Annotated in this window: 6 protein-coding genes; 5 read left to right on the plus strand and 1 reads right to left on the minus strand. The window is 61.3% G+C overall.

Going from position 1 to position 5,482, the window contains the following annotated elements:
• The 5 genes from AC1D1P_RS13180 to AC1D1P_RS13200 form a co-directional block, all read left to right on the plus strand.
• Positions 1-355 (plus strand): hypothetical protein (locus AC1D1P_RS13180; RefSeq protein WP_477673293.1); only part of this gene is annotated, 355 nt, incomplete at its 5' end.
• The gene (locus tag AC1D1P_RS13185; RefSeq protein ID WP_477668204.1) at positions 352-525 is read left to right on the plus strand and encodes a hypothetical protein; all 174 of its coding nucleotides are present in this window, start codon (positions 352-354) and stop codon (positions 523-525) included. The genes AC1D1P_RS13180 and AC1D1P_RS13185, both read left to right, overlap by 4 nt.
• A gap of 281 nt (positions 526-806) precedes the next feature.
• Entirely contained in the window at positions 807-1,046 is a 240-nt protein-coding gene (locus AC1D1P_RS13190; protein ID WP_457282139.1) for a hypothetical protein, read from the plus strand.
• A 116-nt stretch (positions 1,047-1,162) separates the two neighbouring features.
• A complete protein-coding gene (locus AC1D1P_RS13195; RefSeq protein ID WP_477673294.1) occupies positions 1,163-2,005 on the plus strand; it encodes a hypothetical protein in 843 nt (280 codons plus the stop codon).
• Between the two features lie 355 nt (positions 2,006-2,360).
• Positions 2,361-3,083 carry a hypothetical protein gene (locus tag AC1D1P_RS13200; protein ID WP_477673295.1) on the plus strand — a complete coding sequence of 241 codons (723 nt, stop codon included), beginning with the start codon at positions 2,361-2,363 and terminating at the stop codon, positions 3,081-3,083.
• A 496-nt stretch (positions 3,084-3,579) separates the two neighbouring features.
• Here AC1D1P_RS13200 and AC1D1P_RS13205 read toward each other — a convergent pair.
• A partial coding sequence (locus tag AC1D1P_RS13205; RefSeq protein ID WP_477673296.1) for an ATP-dependent DNA helicase occupies positions 3,580-5,482 on the minus strand: 1,903 nt, incomplete at its 5' end.

Genomic DNA, 5,482 nt, shown 5'->3' on the forward strand with positions numbered 1-5,482 from the left:
GGTCAATGCGCAGCTCAATGCCCCCTTGCGTTCCCTTGCCCTGACAGTCGAAGAGCCCGCCCCGGGCGAATTTTGCTGGCGCATCCTCGAGAGCCACGCAGATCCCCTGGTGTTTGAATCGGTGTCCTGCTCCGAGATCAGTTTTGCCGCATATGACACTGCATTGGCCACCGGTTACGGCGAGTTGCAGCGCCTGATCGGCCCCGACCTGCAATACGGCCCGCGCAGCGACGAGCCGCAGCAGGTCGATCTTTTTGGTGCTGCCAGTTCTGCGAAGAAAAATATGGCGGTCGGTAGCCCGGAAATCCGCCCTGCAAGGGAYACCGGCATCAAACCGGGTGCGGTGCCTGCGTGAAACCCGATCTGCAAGCAGAGTACGTGCGGCTCCGCGCACAGCTTGAGGCCCTGGAGGCGGCGCCGGTAAAAGATTTTCGACGCATTGATCAGCTCATCGATGCGCTTGAGAAAATTCAGCTGGCCATCAAGGCCGAGCACGGCCTCAAGGGCAATAATCCCAACGAATAGTCCGCCGGATAAATATGCAGGAACAGCGGCACCGCAGCGTGTCGCAAGTGCGGCCCCACTCAGCGCAGAACGCGCAGGAAACATGGCGATCCTGATCAGGCCCGGGTGTTTATATTGGTTCGGTGCGTAGCATTTTGTGACCTCGCTTGTCCTACATGACAGGCCGTACCGGACCGACGCCGCGTCCCACTCTCCCCTCGTAAATTGGAATTAGCTGGCAATACGGCCAGCCATTTACCAACCCTGATTGCCTGTGATGGGCATGACTTAAGGAGCAAGACATGAAGTTTTCCAAATCCCTGGCCTCTGCCGTAGCCGCCGCCGCTGTTGTGAGCACCATTGGCCTGGCATACGCCCAGACCGAAACCCCGACGGCACCGGCTGCGCCTGCAGAATCGTCCGGCCAGACCATGCAAAATCAGGACACCACCACCCCTAGCAGTGCGGCACCTGCCACCACGACTGAAAGCAACACGGCTGGCTTCCAGACCGAGCGCCCAGCACAAGCTGACCGCAACTAAACCCAGACCGTCATGCGCCTTGGTGTGACGCCGCTCCGGCTTGCCGTGTCTTTTAAGGCGCGGCTTCCGGAGCGTTTTCACATGGCTGCCGGATCGTCATTGTTTTAGCGCAGGCCATGCGTCGTATTTTCATGGACATGTTTGTGTCGCCCGCGCGCGGGTCTTCCCCTTCAACTGGCGGAAGGCCCCCGACCGGCGATGAGCCCGGCACCAGCCGCGCAGACGTTCTTGACGGCATCAAGCAAGGCATCTTGCTGGGCTCCGCACTGCTTGTCCTCACATTGCCGCTTTTTCATGCCCGTCCGGTTTCCTCTCCGGCCCTGAACCCCGTCCCTTCCAGCGCCTTGCAGCTGGCGCCGTCTTTGCGCTTCGCCGATTTTGGTGAAGAGCCCGCGTCGGATGAGGCGCGGCAGGTCGCCAATTGGGTGGTTGCTTCCGGGGACAACCGCAGGCTTTTCTTTGTCATCCTCGACAAGATAAATACCAAGGTTTTTGTTTTCGAACCCTCCGGCAAGTTGCGCAGCGCCACGCCCGTGCTGATCGGTGCGGCGGTCGGCGATGATTCCGTGACCGGTATCGGCGGGCGGCCCATTGCGCAGGTGCAGCCCCACGAACGCACCACACCGGCGGGCCGGTTTATGGGGGAGCCTGGCCGCAACACCTTGGGCGAAGATGTTGTCTGGGTGGATTACGAGGCGGCTGTTTCCATGCACCGCGTGCGAACACTGGAGCCCAAAGAGCGCCGGCTGGAAAGGCTTGCGTCTCCCGGTACCGAGGACAACCGTATTTCCTACGGGTGCATCAACATGCCGGTGGCATTTTTCGAAGATGTACTCAAGCCCGCGTTCAATGCGAGCTATGGCGTGATTTACGTTTTGCCGGAAATCAAACCACTGGCTGAGGTTTTTCCTGCCGCCCATGCGCTTGCCGCAAAACAGGGGCTTCGCCCCGCCGCCTGACACCGCCTGCTCGCTCTTTCGATCACCTCGCGCGAAGAGCGAGTTGTAACAACCCCTGACGTATTGTTGCGCGCTCGCATCTTCAATGCGGAAAATGCCCACATGTGGTCGCTGTTACCAAATTCCTGAGTAGCTAAATTTGGCTGCAAAAAAAGCATGCATGGCAATGCAGTAAACGATTTGTTGCTATTAAAAGCATAGCAAAAATCCGGAGGATTTCAGGGTTTTTCCGTTGTGAACATTTTCTTGCATCGCTAACATGGTGCAACCACAGCCGGGCTCCTACCCAAAAGGTTCGAGGCCGGCTTTTTCATGTGCTCCGCACATGGCAATGAATTCAACCCACGGGATCAGGATGTTGTTCAAAGGAAAGGCACTGCGCGCAAAAACCGTCTGCACGGCGGCCATTGCCTTTCTCGCTGCGATTCCCGCATGGGTGTCCGCCACTCCCACAGACCTGCAACCGGTGCGCAGCCCCGATGCCGTGATGCCGGTGCCGGGTGCCGGCAATTCCGCTGACATGACACTGGTGGCGGCATCGGCCGATGCACGCTACGCCCTGCGCTGGATCATGAACGCACGCGATAACCAGGGCCTGCCATTTGTGGTGGTTGATAAAAAGGGCGGGCGCATTTTTGTGTTCGATGCCACAGGGCAATTGCGCGGCGCATCGCCGGCATTGACCGGCCTGACACCCGGCGACCACACGGTACCGGGCATGGAGCAGCGCAACGTCGCCAGCCTGCGCGCAGACGAACGCACCACGCCGGYGGGCCGTTTCGTTTCGGAGCCCGGCCACAATCTTCACGGCGAGGCTATTGTGTGGATCGACTACACGGCCAAGCTGGCAATCCACCGCCTTCGTCCTGCAGCTCCGGCAGAACGCCGCGCAGAGCGGCTGGCTTCTGAAACACCTGACGACAACCGCATCTCGCTGGGGTGTGTCGTAGTGCCCGTCAATTTCTACGAAGCCGTCGTGAATCCCGTGCTGGGGAAAAGCCATGGCGTGGTGTACGTCCTGCCTGAAACCCAGCCCGTGCAGCGCATGCTGGGCGCGCTGCAATTCAGCCAGCGCTAACTAAATTCCCATAACAGCTTCGCTAACGCCTCTGCGGCCTCTGCGCGCCTTGACGCTGCCGGCCCCCTGGCCTGTGGTTTATGGCAACTGTCAGAACGGCAAACAGTATTCCTTGCTGACTGAGATGGCAAGGTTGCTATCATTTTAGGAGCTGCTGGCGCCTGTGCCGATTGACCTGCAGGCCAATTTTCCTTGAATTCCGGGTGTTTCCCTGCTGGACTGCAAGCGGCCAGGGTCCACAACTACACGCGCGTCAGCGATTCCTTACTTGCAGCAAGCCTTCAGGCTGGCATGGCCGCCCCCGGACGCAATCTACATTGAAGTTGTCTTCAATTTGACAACTTTCAGGAGAATCAAATGCCTCTCATTGCCTGGTTACTGGGTGTTCCCCTTAGTGTGGTTCTTATCCTCATGCTGCTGGGCGTGTTCTAGGCCCCGCATGGTGAGCGGCCTTCGCGGCCGTGCAGGCAAAAGCCCGCGGACGCGGGCTTTTGCTTTAGTGATTCAGTGAGTGGGGCTCCGACAACGCCGCGGCCGGTTCCCGCCGCCTGGCGCGCAGCCGCGCCACCTTCCACCATCCCGGCAGCAGGCTTTGTACTTCGGGCCGTGTGAAGCGGTCGTCCATGAGATAGACCACGCCGCGATCCGAGGTGGTGCGTATGACCCGTCCGGCCGCCTGCACGACTTTCTGCAGACCGGGATAAAGGTAGGTGTAGTCGTAGCTCTGGGCCGCGCCGAAGTTGACACCCATGCGCTCGCGGATTTGCTCGTTCACAGCATTGACCTGCGGCAAACCCAGTGTGGCGATGAACGCGCCTATCAGCCGGTCGCCCGGCAGGTCTATGCCTTCGGCGAACGAGCCGCCCAGCACCGCAAAGCCGATGCCTTGCGAGGCCTGCGTGAAGCGCGCCAGGAAGGCGTCCCGCGCGGCTTCTTCCATGCCGCGCGTCTGTTCCCACACGGGAATATGCGGGTAGCGCCGCCGGAACAGCGTGACCAGTTTTTGCAGGTAGTCGTAGCTGCTCAGGAACGCCAGGTAATTACCGGGCCGGCTTTCATACTGCCGGGCCATCAGGTCGACGATGGGCGAAAGCGAATCGTCACGGTGTTGAAAGCGCGTGGAGACATCGCTCACCACCGAGACCTGCAGCTGCTCAGCCAGGAAGGGCGATTCCACCTCTGTCCAGACCGTGCCGGCCGGCAGGCCGAGCGTGTCGGCGTAGTAGTTTTGCGGGCTTAGCGTGGCAGAGAAGAGTGCCGTCGACTGCGCGGCGGCAAAACGCGGCGCCAGGAAGGGCGCAGGCACCACATTGCGGATGTTGAGCACCGCGAGCTGCTGGCCGAGTACCTGGCCCAGCGCGTCGCGGCCGGCTTCCTGCTGCAGCGTCACGTCAAACAGCGAGTGTTCGCCAAAGTCTTCAGCCATGCGCGAAAAGTGCAGTGCCTCGAAATAAAAATCCTGCAGTTCGCCGTCCATGCGGGTCGGGTTGGCCAGCAGGAAGTCGGTRATCTGGGTCAGCGCCTGCGCCAGAGTTTTCAGAAAAGGTACGGGCAGCTCGGGATGGACCTGGTAGGCCTCGCCCCGCGCCTGCTGCGCCTCCTGCAATTCCAGCAGGCTGCGGTTGAGCCGCTCCAGTGCGCCGCGAACGGCGCGGGGCGCGGTGGCGTGCACCTGTTGGAGCTGCGCCTGGCTCAGCGTGGCTGAGTACATCTTGCGCGCACGTTCCACCAGGTTGTGCGCTTCGTCCACCAGCACGCCTACGCGCCACTGGTTGCCCACGGCCTGGCCGTGCAGCAGCGCGCTGGTGTCGAAGTAATAGTTGTAGTCGCCCACCACCACGTCCGACCAGGTGACCAGTTCCTGGCTCAGGTAGTAAGGGCACACATGATGGGCCAGCGCCAGTTCACGCAGCGCTGCTTTATCGAGCGGGCCTTGTGCGGCGGCATGCTGCACTGCAGCGCTGCGCGCCTGGGGCAGCCGGTCGTAAAAGCCCTTGGCCAACGGGCAGGCGTCGCCGTGGCAGGCCTTGTCCGGGTGTTCACAGGCCTTGTCACGCGCCACCAGCTCCAGCACGCGCAGCGGCAGGGCCGCCGTGCTGTCTTTGATGCGGTCCAGCGCGTCGAGCGCCAGCCTGCGGCCCGGCGTTTTGGCCGCCAGAAAAAACAGCTTGTCGAGTTGCTTTTTCGGCACAGCCTTGAGCAGCGGGAACACCGTGCCAATGGTTTTGCCGATGCCTGTGGGCGCCTGTGCCATCAGGCAGGTGCCGGCCTGGGCTGTTTTGTAAACCGCTTCGGCCAGTTCACGCTGACCCGGCCTGAATGCAGGGTGCGGAAATGCCAGCGTGGCGAGCGCAGCATCACGCGCCTGGCGGTGCGCCAGCTCCTGGTTGGCCCAGGCC

The organism is Polaromonas sp. P1_E1_2, assembly GCF_056406035.1.